Below are 23,990 nucleotides of genomic sequence, written 5' to 3' on the forward strand. Positions count from 1 at the left end.
TCGGTGCAGCCAACCGGGTGGTGGGTACGCCCGTCAAGGGTGCTGCGACTCCCGGCGCCGTCCACGACGCTGCGTAGTCTTGGCGCCGTGCCGACGCCGAACCGCCCCCGACCCGCCCCCCTCGCACCGCGACGGCGGCGCCTGGCGGTGGCGGCGGCCGGGCTGCTGACCCTGGGGGCCGGGCTCGCCGCGGCCGCTCCGGCCGCGGCCCACGACCGCCTGGAGTCCACCAGCCCCGGCACCGGCGCCGTCCTCGACGCGGCCCCCGGTTCCGTCGTGCTGACGATGTCCACCACGCCCCTGGCCCTCGGCACGCAGGTCCAGGTCACCGGCCCCGACGGCACCGTCGTCTCCGGCGGCGACCCGCGCATCGTCGACACCACCGTCACCGCCGACCTCACCGGCGCCCGCCCCGCCGGGACCTACGAGGTGCAGTGGCGGATCACCTCCTCCGACGGGCACCCCGTCTCGGGCAGCTTCACCTTCACCGCCACCGGCGCGGCCGCGTCCTCCGCGTCCCCCTCCGCGCCGGCGTCCGCGACCCCCTCCGCGACCCCCTCCGCGACGGCGTCCGCGTCGACCAGCCCGGCCACGGTCGACCCGTCCAACCCCACCGCCGGTCAGGGCGACGACGCGCTCATCGGCGTCGGCCTCGTGGTCGTCGCGGTCGTCGGCGTCGTCGGCGGGGTCATCGGCTACCGGCGCCGGCAAGGCTGAGCGAGCGCTCCAGGCGCAGGTCGACGAACCACACGAGCAGCACCAGGACGCCCAGGCCCGCGCCGACGGCCGTCACGACGGGCCAGCCGCCCGCGCTCCAGGCGGCCGACCCGGCGGCCGAACCCAGCGCCCCGCCGGCGAAGTACGTCGTCATGTAGACCGAGTTCAGCCGGGACCGCGCGTCCGGGCGCAGCGGGTAGACGACGTTCTGGTTCGAGACGTGCACGGCCTGCAGGAACATGTCCGCCAGCCCGAAACCCAGCACGAACAGCAGCGTCGACGTCAGCCACACCGAGCTCGACAGGCCCAGCAGCCCCCACGTCGCGATGAGGCCCACGGCCCCGATCCCCGTCGCCCACTGCCCCCGGCCGGCGTCGGCCAGCCGGCCCGCGACGCTCGCCATCGACGCGCCGGCCACCCCGGCCAGCCCCACGAGCCCGACCTGCAGCTCCGAGAGGCCGAACCGCGGGCCCGTCAGCAGGAACGTCGTCGTCGCGAACAGCACCGAGACCCCCGCGAACCCCAGACCGCCCAGCAGGGCGCGGGTGCGCAGCCGCGGCAGCTCGCGCACCAGCGCGGCCGCCGACCGCAGCGTCGCCAGGTACCCGCCGGCGGCGGTCGGCTCGCTGCGCGGCAGGCGCCGGCCCAGCACGACCGAGACGAGCACCAGCGCGACGGCGACCACGGCGTACGGGGCGTGCCAGCCGGCGAAGGAGGCCAGCGCCCCCGAGACGCTGCGGGCCAGCAGCGCGCCGACGAGCAGCCCGCTCATGACGGTCCCCACGGCGCGGCCCTCCCGGCCCGGGGCGGCCAGCTCGGCCGCGAAGGGCACGAGGATCTGGGCGGCGACCGAGAACAGCCCCGCCACGGCCGTTCCCAGCACCAGCAGCGGGTAGCTTGTCGCCAGCGCGCACACGGCGTGACCGGCCGCGGCGAGCAGCGCGAGGGCCACGAGCAGGCGGCGGCGTTCGAGCAGGTCCCCCAGCGGGACCACGAGCAGCAGGCCCAGGCCGTAGGAGACCTGCGCGACCGTCACGAGCGCGGCGGCGCGGCCGTCGCCGATCCCGAGGTCACCGGCGATGGTGTCGAGCAGGGGCTGGTTGACGTAGTTGCCGCCCACGGTCAGCCCGGTCGTGACGGCCATGAGGAGCAGCAGGGGCCTGGTGAGCACGCGACCATCCTGCGCGCCGTCGCGGCGCCCTGTCCAAGCGATCGAAGGCTGCTGATCGATCGCGGGACGCGATTAGTGTGCCCGGGTGACCCCCCTGCAGCTGCAGTGCGTCCTGGCCGTCGCCGACGGTCTGCACTTCACCCGCGCCGCCACCGAGGTGGGCATCGCGCAGTCGGCGCTGAGCCACCAGGTCGCCGCCCTGGAGGCCGAGCTGGGCACCCGCCTGTTCGACCGCACCAGCCGCCGGGTCCGGCTCACCCCCGCGGGCGAGGCGCTGCTGCCGCGCGCGCGGGCGGTGCTGGCCGAGCTCGACCGGCTGCGGACCGACGTCGTGGCCGCCGGCGGGGCGGTGGCCGGCCGGTTGCGCGTCGGCACCGTCCCCTCGCTGCCCGACCTGCGCCTGGCCGACGTGCTGCGGGGCCTGCGCCGGCGGCACCCGGGGGTGCGCACGTCCGTCGTCGTGCGCAGCAGCGACGTGACGCTGGCCGCCGTGCGCGACGGCACCCTCGACGTGGGGTTGGCCGGCTTCCCCCTCGGGGTGCCGCCGGCCGGGGTGGAGAGCCGGCTGCTGGCCGTCGAGCCGCACGTCGCCGTGGTGGCCGCCGACGACCCCTGGCGCACGCGCCGGCGGGTCCGCCTGCGCGACATCGCCTCCCGGCCCTGCGTGGACTACCCCGCCGGCACCGGCGGGCGCCGCCAGACCGACGAGGCGTTCTCGGCCGCGCGGCTGGTGCGCGACGTCGTCGTCGAGACCGACGACCTGCCGCTGCTCCTGGACCTCGTGCGGCGGGGGGTCGGGACGGCGCTGCTGCCGGGGTCCTCGGTCGCCGGCGCCCCCGGGCTGCACACCCTGGCGGTGCCCGACGGCCCGGCCCGGCGCAGCTACGTCCTGCACGCCGGCGACGGCGCCTCGGCCGCCGCCCGCGCCCTGCTGGCCGAGCTCGACCGGCACCTGCCCGGCCCCTGAGGGGCGCCCGGACGGCAGGAGGGGGTGGGACCGGTGCGGTCCCACCCCCTCCTCAGCCGGCGCCGTCCAGACGACGCCTCAGGCGATGCCCCGGGTGACGTCTCAGGGGACGATCAGCCCGACGGTCTGGGTACGGGCCCGGTCGAAGCGGGACTGGGCGTCGGCCCAGTTCACCACGTTCCACCACGCCTTGACGTAGTCGGGCTTGACGTTCTTGTAGTCCAGGTAGAACGCGTGCTCCCACATGTCCAGCAGCACGATCGGGACCAGGCCCAGGGCCAGGTTGGACTGCTGGTCGTACAGCTGGACGTTGATCAGCTTCTGGCCGATGGAGTCCCAGGCCAGGATCGACCAGCCCGAGCCCTGGATGCCCAGCGCGGTGGCGGTGAAGTGGGCGCGGAAGCCGTCGAAGGAGCCGAAGTGCTCGTCGATGGCCGCGGCCAGCTCCCCGGTGGGCTTGTCGCCGCCTTCGGGGGACAGGTTGGGCCAGAACACCGAGTGGTTGACGTGCCCACCGAGGTTGAAGGCCAGGTTCTTCTCGTGCAGGTTGACCGTGGCCAGGTCGTTCTTGTCGCGGGCCTCGGCCAGCTTCTCCAGGGCCGTGTTGACGCCGGCGACGTAGGTGGCGTGGTGCTTGTCGTGGTGCAGCTCCATGATCGCCCCGGAGATGTGGGGCTCGAGCGCGGAGTAGTCGTAGGGCAGATCCGGAAGGGTGTAGTCAGCCATGCCTTCTCCTCGTCAGCGTCGTCAGCGTCGTCCTGGTCGGGACGAGGACCGGCCTGCCGGCCCCGCCTCGCACCCGTGACCATCGCGCAGCCCCCGGGGGTGCGCAACCGGCCGCCCGAAGCGTCTCACCGCGTGATCGCCGCCCCGCTGCCGGGGTCGGCGGGGCGGTCCGGGGCGCCCCGTAGGGTCGGGGCATGAGCTCAGCGGCCCCGACCGGCGCGCCCCGGACCAGCGACACGCCCACGCCGGCCCGGCCGGTCCCCCCGGGGGCGCCCGTCGTCGGCTTCGACCTCGACATGACGCTCGTGGACTCCAGCGCCGGGATCGCCGCGACGATGCGGGCCGTGCTGGCCGAGGTCGGGGTCGCGGTGACCGCCGACGACGTGTGGCCGTACGCGGGGATGCCGCTGGAGTCCATCGTGGCCGGGTTGGTCCCTGGCACCGCCGCCGACGGCGTCGCGGTGCTCACCGCCCGCTACCGCGAGCTGTACCCCGACCTGGGGGTGCCCTCCGTGCGCGCCTACCCCGCCGCGGCGGCCGCCCTGCGCGCCCCGGCCGCGCTCGGGGGCCGCAGCGTCGTCGTGAGCGCCAAGCACACGCCCAACGTCCACCGCGTGCTGGCGGTCACGGGCCTGGCCGGGGTCGTGGCCGACGAGGACGTCACGGGGGACCTGTTCGCCGAGGACAAGGGCGTGCGGCTGCGGGAGGTGGGCGCGACGGCCTACGTCGGCGACCACCCCGGGGACGTGCGGGCCGCGCGGGTCGCCGGGGCCGTCGCGGTCGCCGTGACGACCGGCTCCCACGACGCCGCCGCGCTGCGCCGCGCCGGGGCCGACGTCGTTCTCGCCGGCCTGGAGGAGTTCCCCGGCTGGCTCGCCGCGCACGCGGCCGACCTGCGCGACGGTGAGCGAGCGGTACCCGTCCCCCGTTAACCTTGGTCGACGGCTCACGCCGAGGCGGACCCACGGTCTGCCGGGCGTGGACCTGCGACGACATGGAGTACGCACCCCGCCGGTGCGCGCGGCCCGCCCGCAGCGCCCGGCCCCCGCGAACTGGAGAAGGTTCCTGTGCCGACTGGCAAGGTCAAGTGGTTCGACGCCGACAAGGGTTTCGGCTTCCTCGCCGCCGAGGACGGCGCCGAGGTGTTCGTGCACGCCTCCGCGCTGCCGTCCGGGACGGCGACGCTGACGAAGGGCACCCGCGTCGACTTCGGCGTGGTGCAGGGCAAGAACGGCAACCAGGCGCTGTCCGTGCGCGTCCTGGAGCCGGTGCACTCGGTGAGCCGCGCCACCCGCAAGAAGCCCGAGGACATGGTCCCGATCGTCGAGGACCTCATCAAGCTGCTCGACGGCGTCTCCGGGTCCTTCCGGCGCGGGCGCTACCCCGACAAGGCGGGCGCGGCGAAGATCGCGACCGTGCTGCGGGCCGTCGCCGACGACATCGAGGCGTGAGCGTGGCCCCGAAGGTCCCGGCCGGGACGCCCGGCGCCGAGGCGGCGCCCGCACCGGCCCCCAAGGTCCGCCGCTCCCGCAAGCCCACCCTCGACGCGGCCGTGGCCGCCGCGGTGGACCTGGCCCGCGAGGCGGCGCAGGAGGTGGCCGAGCCGGGCACGGTCGGTGAGCACCTCGGGGCGGTCGCCGAGGGCGACCGGCTCGCGAGCCACGTCTTCGAGTGCCTGCTGCCGGGGTACCGGGGCTGGCGGTGGACGGTCACCGTGGTGCGCGCCTCGCGCGCGCGCAACGTCACGGTCGACGAGGTCTGCCTGCTGCCCGGTGAGGACGCGCTGCAGCCGCCCGCGTGGCTGCCGTGGGCCGAGCGGCTGTCCCCCGGCGACGTCGGCCCGCAGGACACGTTGCCGCGCAAGGCCGACGACCCGCACCTGGAGCAGGGCTTCGAGTCCGCCGGCGACGAGGACACCGACGCGGTGGCCCTGTGGGAGCTGGGCCTGGGCCGCGAGCGCGTGCTGTCGGCCGAGGGCCGGGACGCCGCCGCGACGCGCTGGTACGAGGGCGACCGCGGCCCCCGCGCCGAGATCGCCGAGCACGCCAAGGCGCCCTGCTCGACGTGCGGCTTCTTCCTGCCGCTGGCCGGGTCGCTGCGGCAGGTGTTCGGCGTCTGCGCCAACGAGTGGTCCCCCGAGGACGCCCGCGTCGTGAGCGTCGACCACGGCTGCGGGGCGCACAGCGAGACCGACGTCGAGGTCGTCGCCGAGCCGCCGTCGGTGCCGCTGATCGACGACCTGTCCCCCGAGGGCCTGGAGCTCTTCGGGCCGGACGAGCCGTCCGACGAGGTCCCCGCGGCGGCCGGGGCCACCCGCTGAGCGAAGCGGTGGACGACCCGTTCGGCACCGCGGAGCTGCGCGAGCGGGTCCTGGCGGCCTGGAGCGCCTCGCCGGCCCGGCTGCGCGAGGACGCCAACGCCGAGGAGGACGCCGCGCTGGGCGCCTACCGCGACCGGCTGGTCGTGGAGCTGGCCCAGAACGCCGCCGACGCCGCGTCGGCGGCGGGTGTGCGGGGGCGGCTGCTGCTGCGGCTGGTGGAGGACCCCGCGGGGGGTCCGGGCCGGTTGCTGGCCGCCAACACCGGGGCGCCGCTGTCGGCGGCCGGGGTGGGTGCCCTCGCGACGCTGCGGGCCAGCGCCAAGCGGGACGAGGGCGGGTCCGTGGGCCGGTTCGGGGTGGGGTTCGCCGCCGTCCTGGCCGTCACCGACGCCCCGGCCCTGCGCTCGGCCACCGGGGCCGTCCGCTTCTCCCGCGACGAGTCCGCCGCCCTGGTCCGCCGCCGCGCCGGCGCGGCGGCGGTGGCCGAGCTGGAGGCCCGCGACGGGCACGTGGCGGCGCTGCGGCTGCCGCTGCCCGCCCCGGGCGCGGCGGCCGTCCCGGACGGGTACGACACGGTCGTCGAGCTGCCCCTGCGCGACGCGGCGGCCCGCGGGCTCGTGGAGCGCCAGCTGGCGGCCCTGACCGGCACGGACGGTGCCGACGGCACGGACGGCGGGGGCGCGGACGTCCTGCTGCTGGCCCTGCCGGGGCTGGCCGAGGTCGTCGTGGAGGTGCCGGGGGGACCGGCGCGCCGGTGCGCGGACGTGGAGGACCGCTGGCGGGTGCTGCGGCGCAGCGGCCGCTTCGACGCCGCCGACCTGGCCGGTCGCGGGGTGGAGGACCGGCGGCGTCCCGGCTGGCACCTGGCGTGGGCGCTGCCGCGCGGCGGGGCCCGGCCGCCGGGGGTGGTGTGCGCGCCGACGCCGACCGACGAGGACCTGCCGTGGCCGGCGCTGCTGGTCGCGACGTTCCCGCTGGGGCCGGACCGGCGGCGGCTGGCCCCGGGCCCGGCGACGGAGGTGCTGCTGGACGCGGCCGCCGACGCCTACGGGGACCTGCTGGGCGAGGTCGCCGCCGAGGGCGGGGACGCCGTGGCGCTGCTGCCGTACGGGGCCGCGGCCGGGCGCGTCGACGCCGAGCTGCGCCGCCGCGTCCTGGACCGGGCGCGGGACGTGCCGCTGCTGGTCTGCGTCGAGCGGGTCGACGGGGCACCGCTGCCGGTGCGCCCGAGCGCGGCCGTCGCGCTGACCGGCCCGGGGGCCGACGACCGGGTCCTGCTGGAGGCGCTGGCGCCCGCCCTGGCCGGGCTGGTCGCCGCGCCGCGCGGCACCGACCGGCTGCTCACCGAGCTCGGGGTGACGCGGATGGGGCTGGCCGAGGTCCTCGACGTGCTGCCGGGGGTCGACGGGGCGCGGGCGCGGGAGCTGTTCGCGGCGCTGGCGCCGCTGGCCGCGGCCGACCCGGTGGCGCGCGAGGCGATGAGCGGCCTGCCGGTCCCGCTGCTGGACGGCCGGCGCGTGCACGGGGTCCGCGGTGCCGTCCTCGTCGAGGACCCCGACCTGCTGGACGCGGCGGCGGCGCGGGTGTTCGCGGGGTCCGGGTTGCGGGTGGTCGACCCCGACGTCGCGGTGGGCCCGGCCCGGGACCTGCTGGTGCGCCTGGGTGCGCGCGAGGGCGGGGCGTGGGCGGTGCTCACGGACCCGGCCGTGCGGGCCGCGGTCGAGGCGTCGCCGGACGCCGAGGACCCCGACGAGGTGGCCGAGGCGGTGCTGGGCGTGGTCGCCGCGGCGGTGCGCGCCGGGCGGGACGGTGACGACCGCGGCGGGGCCGACGGGGACCTGGTGGCGCGGGTGGCGCGGGAGCTGCCCTGGCTGGCGGACCTGGCCCTGCCCGACGACCGGGACGAGCTGGCCCCCGCCGGGGCCCTGGTGCTGCCGGGCACGCCGGCCGAGCGGGCCTTCGACGCCGCCGACGTCGCCCCCGTGCACCCGGACCTGCTGGCCGACTGGGGGCCGGGGGTCCTGCGGGCGGTGGGGGTGCTGGCGGGCCCGGCGCTGGTGGAGCCGGCCGGTCTGGACCTGACCGACCCGGCGGCGGGGCTCGACGTGGGCCTGGCCGCGTTCGGCGCGTACGTCGAGGACGTCTGGGGCGACGTGCTCGACCAGGTCCTCGACGAGCCGCCGGGGACGACCGTGGTCGCCGGGGCGGTCTCGGTGCGCGACCTGGACCTCGTCGTCCCCGGCGCCTGGCCGGAGGTGGTGGCGGCGCTGGCGGCCACCCCCGCGGGGCTGGGCGCGCTGACGGAGCCGTGGGTGCTGGGCCCGCACCGCCGGCCCGGTCACCTCGCCTGGTGGCTGCGCCGGCACGGTCCGCTGCCGGTGGTCTCGCGGGACCCGGCGGGCACGGCCCCGGCCTGGCTGCCGGCGGCCCCGGCCTGGGCGGCGGGGCTGCCCGTCCCGGCCCGCCGCGCGCTGGGCGTCCTGCCGGACCTGGTGGACGCCGGCGCGCAGGACCTCGCGGGGCTGCTGGAGGCCGGTGCCGGGGCGCTGCCGCAGGCCGGGGACCTGCTCGTGCTGTGGGCGCTGCTGGGCCGGGCCGCGGCGGGGTCGTCAGCCGGGTCGTCGGCCGGGTCGTGGGCGGGGTCGTGGGCGGTGGTCCCCGAGCGGTTCGCGGCCCTGGACGCGCACGGCCGGGTCGTCCTGGCCGACGCGGACGACGTCGTCGTGCCCGACTCCCCCGCGTGGGCCCAGCGCACCGACCTGGGGCCGCGCCTGCTCGTCCCGCACGCCGGGCGCGTGGCCGACCTGCTCGACGTCGACCTGTCCTCCGACCGCGCCGACGCCGTCCTGGAGCACCCTGCGGGGGTGGTGCACGAGGTGCCGGCCGCGGCCCGCGCCCTGGCGCCGGACGTGCCCGGGGTGTGGACGCGGGTGGCGTCGCTGACGTGCGACGGGGTGCCCGTGCGGTTCTGGGTGCGCGAGGGGCGGGACGGGGCGGTCGGGGAGGTCGTGGCGACGGACCCGGCGGCCGCCGCGGACGGCCTGGCGCAGGCCGCGGGGGCGTGGTGGGCCCGCACGGCCCTGGCCCGGCTCCTGGCGGGGACGGCGGCGGGCGAGGTCCTGGGCGCGGAGCTGCCCGGCCTGGCCTGACCGGTCAGCGGGAGCGGCGGCCGCGCCGGTGCACGTGGGCCAGCCCCACCAGCCCCAGCGCCAGCCCCGCGACGCACGAGCCGAGCCAGCGCCCCTCCCCCGTGCTGCGCACCTCCGGCACGGCCAGCGCCACGACGAGCAGCACCGCCCAGACGCCCAGCCCCACGAGGACGGCGCGGCGGTCGTCGGTCTTCAGCGGCGGGGGCGGCGGCTTGGCCTTGGACGGCGGCAGGAACAGGGGCACCGGGCCAGTGTCCACCGCCGGCGGCGCGTCTGCTGGGATGGCGGCATGTCCACGCAGACGTCCTGCCCGACCCCCCGCCGGCGCACCGCCCTCGTGACCGGGGCCAGCAGCGGGATCGGCGCGGCCACCGTGCGGGCCCTGGCGGCGGCCGGTTTCGACACCGTCGCGGCCGCGCGCCGCGTCGAGCGCCTGGAGGCGCTGGCGGCCGAGGTCGGCGGCCGGGCGGTGGCGCTGGACGTGACGGACGCCGCCTCGGTCGCCGCGATGGCCGAGCAGGTCGGTGACGTGGACGTCGTCGTGCACTCGGCCGGCGGCGCCCTGGGCAGCGACAGGGTCGAGGCCGGTGACCCCGAGGGCTGGAAGGCGATGTACGACACCAACGTGGTCGGGGTGCTGCGCGTGCACCAGGCCCTGCTGCCGGGGATGCGCCGCGGCGGGAACGGGCACGTCGTGGTGCTGGGGTCGATCGCGGGGTTCGAGGTGTACCCCGGCGGCGGCGGGTACACGGCCGTCAAGCACGGCGTGAACGCGTTGTGCCGCACGCTGCGCCTGGAGCTGCTGGGTGAGCCGGTCCGGGTGACCGAGATCGCCCCGGGCATGGTGGAGACGGAGTTCTCCCTCGTCCGGCTGGGGTCGCAGGAGGCGGCCGACGAGGTGTACGAGGGGCTGACGCCGCTGACCGCGCAGGACGTCGCGGAGGTCATCGCGTTCGCGGTGACCCGGCCCCCGCACGTCGACCTCGACAAGGTGGTCGTGCGGCCGGTCGCGCAGGCGGACGCCGCGCACGTGCACCGGGCGTAGGATCCGGGCAACGCTCCCCACCCCGGCGGCGTCCCCCCGTCCCCGCGCGACGCCACGACCGTCGCGGGCGGCCGGTCCCACCGCACGCCGCCACCGGGGAGGAAACCCGTGCCACCGCTCCCGCTCAACCCCCGCCTGGCCGGGGTCCGCTCCTCGCCCGTGCGCGACCTGCTGGCGCTGGTCGACGCCCCCGACGTCATCTCGTTCGCGGGTGGTCTGCCGGCCCCGGAGCTGTTCGACGTGGAGGGGCTGCGGGCGGCCTACGAGCGGGCCCTGACGGGGCCGGCCGCCCGGCGGAACCTGCAGTACGCCCCCAGCGAGGGCGACGCGGAGCTGCGCGCGCTCGTGGCGGCGCGGCTGACGCGCCGCGGGCTGCCGACGGGCCCCGACGACCTGCTCGTCACGACCGGGTCGCAGCAGGCGCTGACGCTGCTCACCACCGCCCTGCTGGGCCCGGGGTCGGTGGTGGCGGTCGAGGAACCCAGCTACCTGGCTGCGCTGCAGTCGTTCTCGCTGGCCGGCGCGGAACTGGTCGGGGTCGCCGGCGACGACGACGGCGCGGTCCCCGAGGCCGTGGAGGAGGTGTTCCGCACCCGCCGGCCGGCGGTGCTGTACCTCGTGCCGAACTTCGCGAACCCCACCGGCCGGACGCTGCGCGCCGACCGCCGGGCCCGCATCGCCGAGCTGGCCGCCGAGCACGGGGTGTGGGTCGTCGAGGACGACCCGTACGGTGAGCTGCGCTACGCCGGTGAGCACCTGCCGCCGCTGGCGGCGCACCCCGCGGCGACCGGGAACTGCGTCCACCTCGGCAGCTTCTCCAAGGTCGGCGCTCCCGGGCTGCGGCTGGGCTGGGCGCGGTTGCCGCGCGCCCTGCGCCCGTCGGTCGTCGTGGCCAAGCAGGCCGCGGACCTGCAGACCTCGACGGTCGACCAGGCCGCCGCGGCGCAGTACCTCGCCGCGACCGACCTCGACGCGCACGTCGCGACGGTCGTGGCGGCCTACCGCGAGCGCCGGGACGCGATGCTGACGGCGCTGGCGGCCGAGCTGCCGGTGGGCAGCACGTGGTCGCGGCCCGAGGGCGGGATGTTCACCTGGGTGCGGCTGCCGGGCGGGCCGGACACGGGGGTCCTGCTGAAGGCGGCGCTGGCCGAGGGCGTCGCGTTCGTGCCGGGTGAGTCGTTCTTCGCGGGCGCGCCGGACCGCTCGACGTTGCGGTTGTCGTTCACGACGCACTCCCCCGCCCGCACCGCCGAGGGGGTGGCCCGGCTGGGCCGGGCGCTACGGGCGTGAGGTCAGGGGCAGCAGGCCGGCGTCCATCGGGCGGCCGAACAGGTACCCCTGGGCGCGGTCGCACCCCATGTCCCGCAGCATCGAGGCCTGCAGCTCGGTCTCCACGCCCTCGGCGGTGACGACCATGCCGTGGGCGTGGGCGAGGCTGATGAGCGCCTCGACGACGGCCTCGGCGCGGTCGGAGGACCCCAGCGGCCGCACGAAGCTCATGTCGATCTTGAGGAAGCTCAGCGGGAACCGGTCGAGGTAGGACAGCGAGGAGTACCCGGTCCCGAAGTCGTCGAGGCCCACGCGGGCGCCGATGCTGCGCAGCTCCCCCAGGCTGGCCCGGGTCGAGGTGGACAGGTCGATGAGGGTGCGCTCGGTGACCTCGGCGAGCAGCGAGCTGCCCGAGGCGCCGGTGGACTCGACGCTGTGGGCGAGGCGGTGGGCGAAGGCGGGGTGCTCCAGGGTCTTGCCGGAGACGTTGAAGGAGACCTGCAGCCCGACCTCCTCGCGCCGCCACTCCCGCAGCTGCCGCAGGACCTCCCCCAGGACCCAGGTGTCGACGTCGACGATGAGCCCGGTGTCCTCGGCGGTGTCGACGAAGTGCTTGGGTTCGAGGATGCCCTCGACGGGGTCGTCGAGGCGGACGAGGGCCTCGGCGGCGACGAGCTCGCGGTTGCGCAGGTCGACGATGGGCTGCCACACGACGCGCAGGCCGTCGGTGCGCAGGGCGCGCCGGACGCGGTGCTCGGCGACGTGGCGGGCGTGGGCCTCGTCGCGCATGGCGGTGTCGTAGAGGGCCACGCGGTCGCGGCCACCGTCCTTGGCCCGGTACAGGGCCATGTCGGCGCTGCGGAACAGGTCGTCGGCGGTGCCCTCGTGGGCGACGGCGACCCCGGCGCTGGAGGTGCAGACGAAGGGTTCGGGCAGGCCGGGCAGCAGCATCGGGGCGCGGAGCCGGCGGATGACGTCGCGGGCCATGATCGAGGCGGCCTCGGGCCGGTTGACGCCGGGGACCATGACGACGAACTCGTCGCCGCCGAGGCGGGCCAGGGTCGCCCCGGGCGGGGCGGCGGCCTCGAGGCGGACGGCGACCTGGCGCAGCAGCGCGTCGCCGATCTGGTGGCCGAGGGTGTCGTTGACGAGCTTGAACCGGTCGAGGTCGAGCAGGACGAGGGCGACGGCGTCGCTGGGGGTGGCCCCGGCGAGCGCTTCGGCGAGCCGGGTGTCGAGGACGGAGCGGTTGGCCAGGCCCGTGAGGGAGTCGCACTGGGCCAGGCGCACGAGCTCGCCGGTGGACTTCCCCCCGGCCGAGACGTCCATGACCAGGCCCTGCACGACGCTGGAGCTGGTGCGGGTCAGGGGGACGCTCATGCCGAGGAAGGTGCGCTCGGTGCCGTCGGGGGCGGCGACGCGGAAGGGGTAGGGCGCGGAGCTGCCGGCGTGCGCGGCGGGGTCGTCGACGCCGGTGAAGGGGGCGCGGTCGTCGGGGTGGACGCGCAGCCGCCAGGTCTCCAGGTCGGGGTCGGCCTCGGCCGCGGTCATGCCGAGCATCTCGCGCAGGCGGTCGTCGAGGGTGACGACCCCGGTGGCGGGGTCCCAGCTCCAGGAGCCGAGCCCGGCCAGGCGGGCGGCACCGGACAGCAGGAGGGTGGCGCGGGTGGACTCGCGGTCGGCCCGGACGGCGTCGGCGGTGGCGACCAGGGCGCGCCAGGCGGCGCCGGCGGCGAGGGCGAGGAACTCCAGGCCCGGGGAGTCGCCGTCCGGCACGCCCCACACGGCCAGCCGGGGGGCGCGGGGGTGGCCGGGGACCAGCTCGACGACGGCCGAGGGGCACATGCGGGTGAGGTCGTTGCCGGTCAGCCGGCGGCCGGGGACGAGGAGCAGGTCGCCGCGGGCGGCGAGGACCTCCAGCTCGCGGTGCCGGGAGCGGGCGACGGTCTCCAGCAGCAGGACGCGCTGGTGGCCGGCCTCGTGGACCTCGGTGACGAGCTCCTCGCCGAGGGAGCTGAGGTCGCCGCACTCGCTGAACCGCCGCTGGGCGCGCAGGAAGGCGGCGCCGGTGTCGCGCCGGGTGACGCCGAGGTCGAGGTGCTGGGCGAGGTCGACGTCGGGGTGCTCGGTGCCGCGGGCCTCGACGGCGGCGCCGGCCTCGGCGACGGCGGCCGCGGCGCGTTCGAGGGCCCGCCGGGCCCGGCGGTCGGCCGACGTCACGGGAGTTCCACTCACTGGCACGTTCACCCCTCCGTGACGCGGTCCGGGGACCTTCGCCAAGTAATCACACAACGTGACCGACTCTAACGCGCTGTGGGCCGGGACGGAACCTCGCCGGTGTCCCACCCCGGTGTTTCGCAGTGGTAATTAGCCGAGGGAAGGATTATGGTGGCCTCATGCCACCATCCACCGAGGAGCTCCCCACCACCGGGGAGACCGCCGGGGGGACCGCCGTGGACACCGCCCCGCTGGACCGGCTCGCCGTCGACCTGCGCGTCTCCCTGCTGCGCACCGCCCGCCGGCTGCGCGCCCAGAAGAGCGTGGACGAGCTGACCGACGGCCAGTTCTCGGTCCTGTCCCAGCTGTTCACCACCGGTCCCCGCACCCCCGGCGAGCTCGCCGAGGCCGAGCACGTCCGCCCGCCCTCCATGACGCGCACCATCGCCGGCCTCGTCGAGGCCGGCCTCGTCGAGCGCACCGACCACCCCGACGACGGCCGCCAGGTGCTCGTGTCCGCCACCGACGCCGGCCGCGCCGTCGTCGTGGAGACCCGCGAGCGCCGCGCCGCCTGGCTCAGCCGCCGCCTGGAGGGCCTGTCCCCCGCCGAGCGCGCGACCCTGGCCGAGGCGGCCCGCATCCTCACCGCGGTGATCGCGGAGTGAACCAGACCTTCCGCTCCCTGCGGCACCGCGACTACCGCCTCTGGGTCAGCGGCGCCGTCGTCTCCAACGTCGGCACCTGGATGCAGCGCGTGGCCCAGGACTGGCTGGTCATCCAGGTCCTCACCCACGGCTCGGGCACCGCGGGCGGCATCACGACGGGCCTGCAGTTCGGGCCCATCCTGCTGCTGGCCCCCGTCGCCGGGACCGTCGCCGACCGCTTCGACCAGCGCCGCACCCTCGTGGCCACCCAGGCCGCCATGGGCCTCATCGGGCTCGTCCTGGCCGTGCTGGTCCTGTCCGGGCACGTCCAGCTCTGGCACGTCTACGTCCTGGCCACCCTGCTGGGCTGCGCCTCGGCCATCGACGGGCCCGTGCGGCAGACGTTCGTCGGCCAGCTCGTCCCCCGCGAGGACCTGCCCAACGCCATCGGCCTGAACTCCGCCTCGTTCAACTCCGCGCGCCTGGTCGGCCCGGCCCTGGCCGGCGTCCTCATCGCCTGGATCGGCACCGGGCCGGTGTTCCTGCTCAACGCGCTGTCCTTCGCCGCGCCGCTGGTGATGCTGCACCTCATGCGGCCCGCGCACCCCTCGCCGCGGGTCCGGCCCGTCGCGGGGACCGGCAGCATGCGGGAGGGCCTGCGGTACGTCCGGGCCCGCCCCGACCTCGTCGCGGTCTTCGTCCTCGTCGCCGTCGTCGGCACGTTCGGGCTGAACTTCCAGCTCACCAGCGCCCTCATGACGAGCGTCCGGTACGGCACCGACTCCGCCGGGTACGGCCTGGCGGGCACCGTCCTGGCCGTGGGCTCCCTGGCCGGGGCGCTCGTGGCCGCCCGCCGGGGCCGCCCCCGCTACCGGCTCGTCGTCGGGGCCGCCGCCGCCTTCGGGGTGCTCGCCTCGGTCGCGGCGCTCATGCCGACCTACGCCCTCTACCTGCTCGTGCTGCCCTTCATGGGGCTGGCCTCGCTGACGCTGCTGACGGCCGCCAACGCCACCGTGCAGATGAGCACCGAGCCGGCCGTGCGCGGGCGGGTCATGGCGATCTACATGTCGCTCATGCAGGGCGGCACCGTCGTCGGCGGCCCGTTCGTCGGCTGGGTGGGCACCCGGTTCGGGCCCTCGTGGTCGATCCTCGTCGGGTCCGTCCCCTCGGCCCTCGTCGCCGTCGCGGTCGGGATCTTCCTGCTGCGCCGCGCGCACGTCCGGGTCAGCTGGTCGTGGCGGCGCTCCCCCCACGTCCGCCTCGTGCCCACCGGCGACGCGCCCAGCGGCCCGGCCGCGGAGCCGACCCGCGACTCCGCCGCCGCCTGAGGCCCGGCGTCCGCGGCGGGAGGACGCCGCGGACGCGGGAGAATGGTGCCGTGCCCACCGACCTGCCCACCGCCCTCGCCGACGTCCGCGCCCTGCTGCTGGACGCGCCGAACCTCGCGCGGGCGGTCGCGGCCGGACGCCGCAAGGGCTGCGAGCCGCCCGCGGCCGAACGGGTCGAGGTCCGTCCCGTCACCCTCAAGAACGGCCCGCACCTGCAGTTCACGGCCCGCACCGGGCCGGTCGTGACGACGCGCAACGTCCCCGTCGCCGCCGCCGGCGGGGCCGTGGACGACCTGCTGGGCCAGGCGTACGGCAACCTGCACGTCGAGACGGCGACCGAGGTCGTCCAGGTCCGCGTCACCAAGAAGGGCGACGCCCAGGTGCACCGGGCCCCGGCGCCGGAGGGGGCCCGGGACGCGGCCGGCCCCGCCCGGCACGACAAGGCCAAGCAGCGGCTCGTCGACCCCGACGACCCGGTCTTCCGCGTCCTGGGCGCCGGCGGCGACAAGCGCCGGCAGGTCGAGGCGTTCGTCCGCCAGCTCGCCACCCTGGCCCCGGCGGTGCTGACCGGGGACGGCGAGCGCGTGCGGGCCGTGGACCTCGGCTGCGGCAACGCCTACCTCACGTTCGGCGCGCACCGCTGGCTGGGCGAGGCCGCCCGCGAGCGCGGCAAGGACCTCGTGACCGTCGGCGTCGACGTGCGCGAGGACGTCGTGGCGACCGGCCGGCGGGCCGCGGCGGAGGCCGGGCTGCCCGGTCTGGAGTTCGCGGTCGGCTCCATCGCCGGTGCCGAACCGTTCCCGGACGAGCGCCCGGACGTCGTGATGGCGCTGCACGCCTGCGACACGGCCACCGACGAGGCGCTGGCCCGGGCGGTGCGCTGGGGCTCACCGGTGGTGCTGGCCGCCCCCTGCTGCCACCGCGACGTGCAGCGGCAGCTGCACGGCAACCGCGCCCCCCTGGTGCGGCACGCGATCCTGCGCGAGCGGTTCGCCGACGTCCTCACCGACACGCTGCGCTCGCTCGTGCTGCAGCTGCTGGGCTACCGGGTGGAGGTCGTGGAGTTCATCGACTCCGCGCACACGCCCCGCAACGCCATGATCCGCGCGGTGCGCGCGGGCGCACCGCGCGGCCCGCGGCTGGCGGAGCTGCTGGCGGAGTACGACGACCTGACCCGGGCCTGGGGCGTGGAACCCGCGCTGGCGCGGATGCTCACCCCCGAGCTGGAGCGGGTGCGTCAGGCCGCGCTGTAGGTCAGGCAGCGCGTCTGGCCGCTGTCGGCCGTGCCGACCTCGATGGTGCTGGCGTGGCAGGTGAGGTCGGAGTTGTGGGTGCAGTCAGCGAGCTGGCACGCGCCGACGTGGCCGTCGCGGGTCGGCGTGTGCTTGGTCGGGATCCCGAGGAACGTGGCGCAGTGGTTCGCGCCGTGGTCGCCCACGGTGATGGCCGGGGCGTGGCAGGACGTCGAGGCGTTGAAGGTGCACCCCTCGACGGAGCACTGGTGGATCGGGGTGAGGTCCAGGTTCACGGTCGCCATGGTTCGAAAGTAACCGTCCGGCGTTCCCGCGGCTAGGCAGGAACGCCTTTCCTGAATTCCCCCCGGAATGCAGGTCAGGCTTTCCTGAGCGCTTCCACGACGTGGTCCACGCACGCCGTCAGGGCCCGCACGTCGTCCGGTTCGACGGCCGGGAACACCCCGATGCGCAGCTGGTTGCGGCCCAGGCTGCGGTACGGGAAGACGTCGACGATCCCGTTGCGCCGCAGCACCTCCTGCACCAGGGAGGCGTCCACCGAGGCGTCGAGGTCGATGGTCGCGACGACCTGCGAGCGGGCGGCGGGCTCGGCGACGAAGGGCGTGGCCCACTCCCGGTCGCGCGCCCAGTCGTAGACGATCCCCGAGGACTGCGCGGTGCGCGCGGTGGCCCACCCCAGCCCGCCGCGGGCGAGGATCCACTCGACCTGCTCGGCGAGCAGGACCAGCGTCGCCACGGCCGGGGTGTTGTACGTCTGGTCCTTGCGGGAGTTCTCCACGGCGATCCGCAGGTCCAGCGACGCCGGCGTCCAGCGCCCGGTGGCCCCCACCTCCTCGACCCGGTCGAGGGCGGCCGGCGACAGCAGCGCGACCCACAGCCCGCCGTCGGAGGCGAACACCTTCTGCGGCGCGAAGTAGTACGCGTCGGTCTGGGCGACGTCCACGGGCAGCCCGCCGGCCCCGGAGGTGGCGTCGACGAGCACCAGCGGGCCCCCCTGCGCGGCCGTGGGGCCCGCCGGGCGCAGGACGGGGGCCATGACGCCCGTCGAGGTCTCGTTGTGGGGCCAGGCCACGACGTCGACGCCGTCGGCGACGTCTCCCAGCCGCGGCAGGGTCCCCGGTTCCCCGCGCACGACGACGGGGTCGGCCAGGAACGGCGCCGAGGCGGTGGCCGCGGCGAACTTGGAGGAGAACTCACCCAGCACGAGGTGCTGGGAGCGCTCCCGGACCAGGCACAGCGTCGCGACGTCCCAGAACGTCGTGCTGCCGCCGTTGCCGAGCACGACCTCGTACCCGTCGGGCAGCGCGAACAGCTCGGCCAGACCCGCCCGCACGCGCCGCACGACGTCCTTGACGGGCGCCTGCCGGTGCGAGGTCCCCATGACGGTGCGCCCCGCGGCGGCGAGCGCGGCCATCTGCTCGGGGCGGACCTTGGACGGCCCGGACCCGAAGCGGCCGTCGGCGGGCAGCAGGTGGGCGGGGAGGCGCAGGTCGGTGGCAGCGACGGTCACGGGGAGAATCCTGCCGCACCGCACGGCTCCCCCCGTCCCTCCGGCGCTGTGCTCGATCACCGGAGTGCTCGCCCCCCGCCACCCCCTGCGGTGATCAAGCACAGCGGTGATCAAGCACTCCGGTGATCGAGCACAACGGTGGGGTCGTCGCGCGCGACGGGGTGGCGCACGATGGGGCGGTGGACCTGGACCGCTTCGTCACCGCCTCCGACACCACCCACGCCCAGGCCCTGCGGGAGCTGGGCGCGGGCCGCAAGACGTCGCACTGGATGTGGTGGGAGTTCCCGCAGCTGCTGCTGGGCAGTTCCCCCACGTCGGTGGCCTACGCGCTGGAGGGGGTCGAGGAGGCGCGCGCCTACCTGGCCCACCCGGTCCTGGGCGCCCGGTACCGGGAGAACTGCGCGGCACTGCTGGGGCAGGGGTCGCGCGACGCGGAGCGCGTGCTGGGCGGGGTCGACGCGGTGAAGCTGCGCAGCTCGGCGACGCTGTTCGCCGCGGCCGGGGAGGACCTGGCCGCGCGCGTCCTGGAGGAGTTCTTCGCGGGGGACCCCGACCCCGCGACGACGCGCCTCCTCGGCCGGGCCGGCTGAGGTCAGACGAACTCCTCGAACCGCTTGCGCAGGGTGCGGGTGACGTCGTCGGGGTCCTCGGCCCACCAGCGGGTGGAGAGGATCTCGACCTCCACCGGGCCCGTGTAGCCGGCGTCGGCGACGAGCCGGGACACCCGCGGCAGGTCGATGAGACCGTCGCCCATCATCCCGCGGTCCAGGAGCAGGTCCGCGGTCCCCGGCAGCCAGTCCGAGACGTGGTAGCCGAGGACCCTGCGCCCCGCGCGGGCCACTTGCGCGTCGAGCTCGGGGTCCCACCACACGTGGTAGGCGTCGACGACGACGCCGACCTCCCCGTCGAGGGCGTCGGACAGGTCCAGCGCCTGCGCGAGGGTGTTCACGACCGACCGCCGACTGATCATCATGGGGTGCAGCGGTTCGACCGCGAGCCGGACCCCGGCCGCCCGCGCGTGCGGGAGCAGGTCGGCGATGCCGTCGTGGACGCGCCCGCGGGCCGCGGCCAGGTCGTGGTCGAGCAGCGGGCCGCAGACCAGGACGAGGCAGTCGGCCCCCAGCGCGGCGGCCTCCTCGACGGCGCGGCGGTTCTCCTCGCGGACGTCGACGGTGGGGTCGGTGAACATCCCGCCGCGGCAGACCGAGCTGACGTGCAGGCCGGCGGAGCGGACGAGCGCGGCGGCGCGGTCCAGGCCCACGGCGGCGACCTTGTCGCGCCACACGGCGAGGGAGCCGATCCCGTGGCGCTCGCAGATCTCGACGACCTCGGGCAGGCCGAGGGTGTTGAGCGTGATCTGGTTCAGGCTGAGCCGCGCGGTGTCCATCGTCCACTCCGTCGTCATCGTCTGGAATGCGCTTTCCGCGGCACTGTCCCACAGCGCCGGACGGAGGGTCAACGACGCGGGCGGTCACAAGCAGGACCGGTGACCCCACGGCAGGCCCCGGGTTCAGCCCCCGGCGCGGCGGGAGCACCCTGGCAGGGTGCTCCGCGCCGTCCCCCGCCCCGCCCACCCCGCCGCCGCCCTGCTGCCCGGCCTGGTCGTCGTCGCCGCCGCGACCCTCCTCGCCTTCGGCGTGCAGGCCCTCGCGCCCGTCCTGACGGCCTCCACGGTCGCCGTGGCCCTGGGGGCGGTGGTGCGCAGCACGGGCCTGTTCCGGCGCTCCTGGGCGCCCGCGACGGGTTTCGCCTCCCGGCGGCTGCTGCGCGTCGCGGTGGTCCTGCTCGGCCTGCAGCTGCCGCTGTCGCAGGTGCGCGACCTGGGCTGGGGCGGGGTGGTCCTCGTCGTCGGCGTCGTCGCCGTGACGTTCTGCGGGACCCAGCTCATCGGCCGTGCCCTGGGTCTGTCCCCGGCGCGGTCGCTGCTCGTGGCGACGGGCTTCTCCATCTGCGGCGCCTCGGCGATCGCCGCGGTGCGCCCGGCCACCGACGCCGACGAGGAGGACGTGTCGACCTCGATCGCGCTGGTCACCCTCTGCGGCTCGCTGGCGATCGTCGTGCTGCCGCTGCTGCGCGTCCCGCTGGGCCTGGACGTGCACGGGTTCGGCGTGTGGGCCGGGGCCAGTGTGCACGACGTGGGGCAGGTCGTCGCGACGGGCGACCGGGTCCCCGGGGCGCTGGGCACCGCCGTCGTCGTCAAGCTCTCCCGCGTCCTGCTGCTGGCCCCGCTCGTGGCCCTCGTCGTCCTGCGCCGCCGCGCCCGCGACGCCGGGACCACCACCGCGAAGCGGCCCCCCGTCCTGCCGTTCTTCGTGGCGGCCTTCGTCGTCGCCGTGGCGGTGCGGGCCACCGGGCTCGTGCCGGGGGCGGCCCTGGCCGGGGCCCAGCAGCTGCAGTCGGTCCTGCTCGTGGCCGCGCTGTTCGCGCTCGGCACGGGCATCGACGTCCCGCACCTGGTGCGCACGGGCGCGCGCTCGCTCGTCCTGGGCCTGTCGTCGTGGGTGCTCGTCGCCGGGGTCGCCCTGGCCGGGGTGCACCTGCTGCACGTCGGGGCCTGACCCCACGGCGCCGCCCCGCCGCGGCCGGGTCCCCGGCCGCGGCGGGGCGCGCGTCAGGCGCGCGTCAGGCTCGCGCCAGGCGCAGCGTGAGGATCTGGAACGGGCGCAGCGAGACGGTCGCGCCACCGTCCCCGACCGTCGTGGCCCCCTGCTCCAGCGGGCGTTCCAGCAGGTCCACCTCGGTCACCGCACCGACGGCGAAACCCCAGCGCAGCGACGTCCGCACCCGGCCGCCGAGCGCCTCGTAGAGCCGCACGACGACGTCCCCGGACCCGTCCTCGGCCAGCTTCACGGCCTCCACGACGACGCCGGTGTCCTCGACGGTCACGAGGGGTTCGACGGGTTCGGCGCCCCGCACGGGGCGCGGGGCGAGGTTCTGCCGGTACCCCTCGCGCACGGCGTCGGTGATCTGGGCACCGACGACGAGGGAGTACTCGAGGTGGTGGCTGCCCTGGTCGGTCTCGGGGTCGGGCGACAGCGGGGCCCGCAGCAGCGACAGCCGCACCGTCGTCCCCGGCCGCCCCCCCTCGACGGCGCTGCGCGTCACGTCGTGGCCGTAGGTCGCCGAGTTCGTGACCGCCGCGCCGTACCCGGCCTCACCGACGTGGACCCAGCGGTGCGCGCAGATCTCGAACCGGGAGGCGTCCCAGCTGGTGTTCTCGTGGGTGGCGCGGAACACGTGACCGAACTGGATCTCCGAGGCGGACCGGTCGGCGTGGACGTCGAGACCGAACGCGGCCTTGAGCAGCGCCTCCCGGTCGTGCCAGTCCACGTCCAGGGTGTACGCCAGGCGCGCTTCCCCGCGGGGCAGGCGGATCGTCTGGACGAGGGTGCTCGGCCCGGTCGAGCGGGTCACGACGACGCTCGCGCCGCCCTGGGAGCCTTCCTCGTCGGGGTGGACGACGACGGACTCGGCGTCGGTGAGGTCGCGCACGACGTTGCGGTAGTGCGCGTCGACGTCCCAGGCGTCCCACCGGTTCGGGGTGTCGCGGTGCAGCTGCAGCAGCCCGGCGCTCGTGCCGGGCAGCAGGACCTCCCGGTCCTCCAGCAGGTCCAGCACCGAGACGACGTTCCCGCCGGCGTCGACCCGCACCCGCAGGACCCCGTTGTCCAGCACCGTGCCCGACCCGTCGGTCGTGGCCGACACGAGCGCCCCGGGGGGTTCGGCGACGGCCACGCCCAGGGCGGGCACGCCGTCGCGGGCGTGCGGGGCGGCGTTGGCCACCAGCCGCTGCGAACCCTCGCCCGTGAGCGCCCGCAGGGAGCCGGCGACGAGTTCCTCGAGCTCGGCGCTGACCCGGGCGTGGGTGGCCGCGGCCTCCCGGTGCACCCACGCGATCGAGGACCCCGGCAGGATGTCGTGGAACTGGTGCAGCAGCACCGTGCGCCACAGCTCCTGGAACCGCGCGGCCGGGTACTCGGCCCCCGTGCGCACCGCCGCCGTCGTGGCCCACAGCTCCGCCTCGCGCAGCAGGTGCTCGTTGCGGCGGTTGCCCTGCTTCGTCCCCGCCTGCGACGTGTAGGTGCCGCGGTGCAGTTCGAGGTAGAGCTCCCCCGACCACACGGGCCGGTCGGGGTAGTCGGCCTCGGCCGTGGTGAAGAACTGCTCCGGGGAGTGCAGGGTCACCCGGGTGGACCCGTCCAGGTCGCCCAGCCGGTCGGCGCGCTGCAACATCTCCCGGGTAGGACCGCCGCCGCCGTCGCCCCAGCCGAAGGGCACGAGCGACCAGTTCGCGCGGCCCTTCTCCTGGAAGTTCCGCGCGGCATGGGCCAGTTCCCGCGCCGACAGCTCGGAGTTGTAGGTGTCGACGGGCGGGAAGTGGGTGAAGATCCGCGTCCCGTCGATGCCCTCCCAGTCGAACGTGTGGTGCGGGAACTTGTTGTCCGCGTTCCAGGAGATCTTCTGCGTGAGGAACCAGCGGACACCCGCCAGCTTCATGATCTGCGGCAGGGCCGCGGAGTACCCGAAGGAGTCCGGCAACCACGCCTCCTGCGTGTCGACGCCGTACTCGCGCAGGAAGTAGCCCTTGCCCTCCACGAACTGCCGCACCATGGCCTCGGACCCGACCATGTTCGTGTCGGACTCCACCCACATGCTGCCGACGGGCACGAACCGGCCCTCGGCGATGCGGCGGCGGACCTTCTCGTGGACCTCGGGGCGGTGCTCGGCGATCCAGGCGAACTGCTGCGCCGAGCTCATCGCGTAGGAGAAGGTGGGGTGCACGTCCATGAGCTGGGTGACGTTGGCGGTGGTGCGGGCGACCTTGCGCACGGTCTCGCGCAGCGGCCACAACCAGGCCGAGTCGATGTGGGCGTGCCCCACGGCGCTGACCCGGTGCGCCGAGGCGCGCGCCGGTGCGGCGAACAGCGGCGCCAGGACGGCGCGGGTCCGCGCCGCGGAACCGGCCACGTCGTGCGGGTCGAGGGCGTCCAGGGCCGCGTCGAGGCCGCGCAGGAGTTCCCAGCGCCGCGCGTCCTCCAGGGGCAGTTCGCGCATGAGGCCGCCGAGGACCTCGACGTCGGCCAGGAGCTCGGCCACCTCGGTCTCCCGGACGCACAGGTCGGCGCGGGCCAGGACGTAGAGGGGGTCGCGGGGGGCGGTGAGGACGTCGCCCAGGAGGGTCGGCTCGAACGCGGCCCCGCCCCCGCCCAGGACGTCGGGGTTGGAGGCGGCCTCGACGAAGAACTCGAACGTCGTCGTCCCCGCCGGGACGGGGATCCAGGTGGACAGCGGGTTGATGGACTTCACCGGCTGCCCGTCGGGGGTGTGCACGAGACCCTCGGCCTGGAAACCGACGTTGCGGGCGTCGGTGCCGAGGTCGAAGACGACCTCCAGCTCGCGCCCGGCGCGGTCGGCGGGCACCTGCCCGCGCAGCCGGAACCACGTGGTCCCCCACGGCGGCCCCCACGGGGTGCCGACGGCGAACGGCTCGTAGGGCGCGGCGATCCCCTCGGCGACCGGGACGGGCTCGCCGGGGGCGTGCCAGGCCGCGACGTCCAGCGGTACCGCGCCGGAGTGGACGGCGGGCCGCAGGCGTTGCGCCACCGCTCGTTCGAGCCGGGCTTCGGTGGCCTGGCGCTGGTCGTGCACGACGTCCTCCTCGACGGTCGGTCGG

21 protein-coding genes are annotated in these 23,990 nt (G+C 76.4%); 13 read left to right on the forward strand and 8 right to left on the reverse strand.

Annotated elements, in window-relative coordinates:
* Positions 1-87: 87 nt before the first annotated feature.
* Positions 88-717, forward strand: coding sequence for a copper resistance protein CopC (locus tag BJ968_RS04855; RefSeq protein ID WP_179749721.1), 630 nt, complete (start codon positions 88-90; stop codon positions 715-717).
* Here the strand turns inward: BJ968_RS04855 and BJ968_RS04860 are convergent.
* The gene (locus BJ968_RS04860; RefSeq protein WP_343077813.1) at positions 689-1,888 is read right to left on the reverse strand and encodes an MFS transporter; all 1,200 of its coding nucleotides are present in this window, start codon (positions 1,886-1,888) and stop codon (positions 689-691) included. The genes BJ968_RS04855 and BJ968_RS04860 overlap by 29 nt on opposite strands.
* Before the next feature lie 85 nt (positions 1,889-1,973).
* Between BJ968_RS04860 and BJ968_RS04865 the strand changes: the two genes are divergently transcribed.
* Positions 1,974-2,855: a LysR substrate-binding domain-containing protein gene (locus tag BJ968_RS04865; protein ID WP_179749723.1), complete on the forward strand. Its 882-nt coding sequence runs from the start codon at positions 1,974-1,976 to the stop codon at positions 2,853-2,855.
* A gap of 102 nt (positions 2,856-2,957) precedes the next feature.
* Here BJ968_RS04865 and BJ968_RS04870 read toward each other — a convergent pair whose 3' ends face one another.
* Complete coding sequence (locus BJ968_RS04870; RefSeq protein ID WP_179749725.1) at positions 2,958-3,581, reverse strand: superoxide dismutase; 624 nt, start codon at positions 3,579-3,581, stop codon at positions 2,958-2,960.
* A gap of 194 nt (positions 3,582-3,775) precedes the next feature.
* Between BJ968_RS04870 and BJ968_RS04875 the strand changes: the two genes are divergently transcribed.
* From BJ968_RS04875 to BJ968_RS04890, 4 genes are all read left to right on the forward strand, one after another.
* On the forward strand, positions 3,776-4,513 hold the full coding sequence (locus BJ968_RS04875) for an HAD family hydrolase (protein ID WP_179749727.1): 738 nt from the start codon (positions 3,776-3,778) through the stop codon (positions 4,511-4,513).
* A 135-nt stretch (positions 4,514-4,648) separates the two neighbouring features.
* Positions 4,649-5,032 carry a cold shock domain-containing protein gene (locus BJ968_RS26340; RefSeq protein ID WP_179749729.1) on the forward strand — a complete coding sequence of 128 codons (384 nt, stop codon included), beginning with the start codon at positions 4,649-4,651 and terminating at the stop codon, positions 5,030-5,032.
* Complete coding sequence (locus BJ968_RS04885) at positions 5,029-5,901, forward strand: DUF3027 domain-containing protein (RefSeq protein ID WP_343077814.1); 873 nt, start codon at positions 5,029-5,031, stop codon at positions 5,899-5,901. Before BJ968_RS26340 ends, BJ968_RS04885 begins: the two co-directional genes overlap by 4 nt.
* An 8-nt stretch (positions 5,902-5,909) precedes the next feature.
* Positions 5,910-9,050, forward strand: a complete 3,141-nt coding sequence (locus BJ968_RS04890) for a sacsin N-terminal ATP-binding-like domain-containing protein (RefSeq protein WP_179749731.1) — start codon at positions 5,910-5,912, stop codon at positions 9,048-9,050.
* A 4-nt stretch (positions 9,051-9,054) separates the two neighbouring features.
* On the opposite strand, the gene BJ968_RS04895 is transcribed toward BJ968_RS04890, so the two are convergent.
* Complete coding sequence (locus BJ968_RS04895; RefSeq protein WP_179749733.1) at positions 9,055-9,294, reverse strand: DUF2530 domain-containing protein; 240 nt, start codon at positions 9,292-9,294, stop codon at positions 9,055-9,057.
* 45 nt (positions 9,295-9,339) lie between these two features.
* On the opposite strand from BJ968_RS04895, the gene BJ968_RS04900 reads away from it, so the two are divergent.
* Entirely contained in the window at positions 9,340-10,095 is a 756-nt protein-coding gene (locus BJ968_RS04900) for an SDR family NAD(P)-dependent oxidoreductase (RefSeq protein ID WP_179749735.1), read from the forward strand.
* 108 nt (positions 10,096-10,203) lie between these two features.
* On the forward strand, positions 10,204-11,385 hold the full coding sequence (locus tag BJ968_RS04905; RefSeq protein ID WP_179749736.1) for an aminotransferase class I/II-fold pyridoxal phosphate-dependent enzyme: 1,182 nt from the start codon (positions 10,204-10,206) through the stop codon (positions 11,383-11,385).
* On the opposite strand, the gene BJ968_RS26345 is transcribed toward BJ968_RS04905, so the two are convergent.
* Positions 11,374-13,584 (reverse strand): EAL domain-containing protein, encoded by a 2,211-nt coding sequence (locus BJ968_RS26345; protein ID WP_179749738.1) that lies wholly within the window; start codon positions 13,582-13,584, stop codon positions 11,374-11,376. The two genes, BJ968_RS04905 and BJ968_RS26345, sit on opposite strands and share 12 nt — an antisense overlap.
* A gap of 176 nt (positions 13,585-13,760) precedes the next feature.
* Between BJ968_RS26345 and BJ968_RS04915 the strand changes: the two genes are divergently transcribed.
* Genes BJ968_RS04915 through BJ968_RS25455 form a run of 3 tightly spaced genes read left to right on the forward strand, consistent with a single transcriptional unit; the run spans position 13,761 to position 16,806 of the window.
* Positions 13,761-14,246 carry a MarR family winged helix-turn-helix transcriptional regulator gene (locus tag BJ968_RS04915; protein ID WP_179749740.1) on the forward strand — a complete coding sequence of 162 codons (486 nt, stop codon included), beginning with the start codon at positions 13,761-13,763 and terminating at the stop codon, positions 14,244-14,246.
* Complete coding sequence (locus BJ968_RS04920; protein ID WP_179749742.1) at positions 14,243-15,553, forward strand: MFS transporter; 1,311 nt, start codon at positions 14,243-14,245, stop codon at positions 15,551-15,553. The genes BJ968_RS04915 and BJ968_RS04920 overlap by 4 nt, the downstream gene beginning before the upstream one ends.
* A gap of 50 nt (positions 15,554-15,603) precedes the next feature.
* Entirely contained in the window at positions 15,604-16,806 is a 1,203-nt protein-coding gene (locus tag BJ968_RS25455) for a methyltransferase (RefSeq protein WP_179749744.1), read from the forward strand.
* Here the strand turns inward: BJ968_RS25455 and BJ968_RS04930 are convergent.
* Complete coding sequence (locus BJ968_RS04930) at positions 16,791-17,090, reverse strand: DUF1540 domain-containing protein (RefSeq protein ID WP_218884811.1); 300 nt, start codon at positions 17,088-17,090, stop codon at positions 16,791-16,793. The two genes, BJ968_RS25455 and BJ968_RS04930, sit on opposite strands and share 16 nt — an antisense overlap.
* Positions 17,091-17,164: 74 nt before the next feature.
* Positions 17,165-18,316: a phosphoserine transaminase gene (gene serC, locus BJ968_RS04935; protein ID WP_179749746.1), complete on the reverse strand. Its 1,152-nt coding sequence runs from the start codon at positions 18,314-18,316 to the stop codon at positions 17,165-17,167.
* A 179-nt stretch (positions 18,317-18,495) separates the two neighbouring features.
* On the opposite strand from serC, the gene BJ968_RS04940 reads away from it, so the two are divergent.
* Entirely contained in the window at positions 18,496-18,906 is a 411-nt protein-coding gene (locus BJ968_RS04940) for a DUF1810 family protein (RefSeq protein WP_179749748.1), read from the forward strand.
* Between the two features lie 2 nt (positions 18,907-18,908).
* Here the strand turns inward: BJ968_RS04940 and BJ968_RS04945 are convergent, their stop codons facing one another.
* A complete protein-coding gene (locus tag BJ968_RS04945) occupies positions 18,909-19,721 on the reverse strand; it encodes a sugar phosphate isomerase/epimerase family protein (protein ID WP_246314078.1) in 813 nt (270 codons plus the stop codon).
* A gap of 139 nt (positions 19,722-19,860) precedes the next feature.
* Here BJ968_RS04945 and BJ968_RS04950 point away from each other — a divergent pair, with 139 nt between their 5' ends.
* On the forward strand, positions 19,861-20,874 hold the full coding sequence (locus BJ968_RS04950) for a putative sulfate exporter family transporter (protein WP_179749749.1): 1,014 nt from the start codon (positions 19,861-19,863) through the stop codon (positions 20,872-20,874).
* Positions 20,875-20,938: 64 nt separating this feature from the next.
* Here BJ968_RS04950 and BJ968_RS04955 read toward each other — a convergent pair whose 3' ends face one another.
* Positions 20,939-23,965 carry a glycoside hydrolase family 38 N-terminal domain-containing protein gene (locus BJ968_RS04955; protein ID WP_179749751.1) on the reverse strand — a complete coding sequence of 1,009 codons (3,027 nt, stop codon included), beginning with the start codon at positions 23,963-23,965 and terminating at the stop codon, positions 20,939-20,941.
* Positions 23,966-23,990 lie beyond the last annotated feature (25 nt).

Origin of the sequence: Kineococcus aurantiacus, from assembly GCF_013409345.1 — a bacterium.
GTDB classification, from domain to species: domain Bacteria; phylum Actinomycetota; class Actinomycetes; order Actinomycetales; family Kineococcaceae; genus Kineococcus; species Kineococcus aurantiacus.